The sequence below is a fragment of the Rhodococcus sp. 06-418-5 genome, from assembly GCF_002258285.1.
Taxonomy (GTDB): Bacteria; Actinomycetota; Actinomycetes; order Mycobacteriales; family Mycobacteriaceae; genus Rhodococcoides.
Genome location: NZ_NOYE01000038.1, coordinates 1 through 1,224, shown reverse-complemented (window position 1 = coordinate 1,224; position 1,224 = coordinate 1). Strand labels below are relative to the sequence as shown.

Here is a 1,224-nt window from a genome sequence, read left to right as displayed (position 1 = left end):
AAGGAACGCCTGTGCGATGCGTTCATGGCCCGCATGCACGGCGAACCCCGCTTGGAATGCTTGTGCCGACGGGAGGACTGCCCGAAGAAGGATGCGGTGTTGCCCGATCGGCGGGTGCCGTTGACGATGGTCACCGTCGACATCGCCACCCTGATCGGGTTGCTTGCGAACCCGGCGTATCTGGCCGGGCACGGTTCCATCGATCCTGACCTCGCTCGGGAGTTGGCGCGCAGCAGTCAGTGGCAGATCCTGCTCACCGACGCAGTCACCCTCGCCGAGAAACTCGGACTGGCCGTGCAGAACCCGGAAACGGGGGAATGGGAACGCACACCGAAAAAGCAGACGCAGGAACAGGACTCGGGGTCGGGAGCGACAGCGGACACGGACACTGACACGGACGCCGACTCAGGGACAAACACCGCGTCGGGAACAAGCGCTACCGAGACCCACAGCCGCACCGACAGCAACCCGGAGCCCGAGTCCGAGTCCGAGACCGAGACCGAGACCGAGACCGAAACTTGCACGACCACAGGTGCTCCCGTCGACGTCGACACCGATGCGACCACTGCCCCGGAGGTGGAACCGGCGAACGGATCCGTCACCGCTGCATCGCCGACACCCTCGCCATCTCCGACCAGCACGCCGGTAACGAACACGACCACCTCGCCCTCACTCTCACCTTCGCCCTCGCCCTCGCCCTCGCCCGCATCAGCACCACCGACAGCGGCGGGATCTGCGTCCGACCCGGAAACAGATCCCGACCGTGACTCAGATCCAGCAGTCGTGCATGCAGCATCGGCACGAGGTGCGGTCGGCACATCGAGTTCGACACCCGTCCCGACCGGAGAACCACCTCGAACACCGGATCCGGCACCTGCACCGACACCGATGCCGCCCAGCACTGCACCCGATCGAACCCGAACTCCTTCTGCTTCGGATCGACCCGAGCAGCCCAGGACGGTCCCGCCGACACCTGGACTACCGCCGGCGACGAACAACGCAGCGACCACTCCAGGCGCAGACACATCCTCACCTGTACCCGACGGCGGCGACAACCAGCGACGGACGCAATCACTGACCTCCGCCGCAGCGCTGTTCTATACCCACACTCCCGTCGGCCGGGGCACACGGCACAGCTCTGCCCTCGGTCTGCCCGCCAGCGACCCGGGCTCGACACTCCGGCCGAACCGAACCATTCACAGAGCACGCCGTACACCCGGGGGC

General features: G+C 66.4%; 2 protein-coding genes. Both read right to left on the bottom strand.

The genetic code is table 11. The features are described 5' to 3' along the window. Positions 1-200: hypothetical protein (locus CH274_RS29545; RefSeq protein ID WP_218829250.1), on the bottom strand; the 200-nt coding region annotated here is incomplete at its 3' end. 36 nt (positions 201-236) lie between these two features. Continuing rightward, positions 237-1,025 (bottom strand): hypothetical protein, encoded by a 789-nt coding sequence (locus tag CH274_RS29000; protein ID WP_143546656.1) that lies wholly within the window; start codon positions 1,023-1,025, stop codon positions 237-239. Positions 1,026-1,224: the final 199 nt, after the last annotated feature.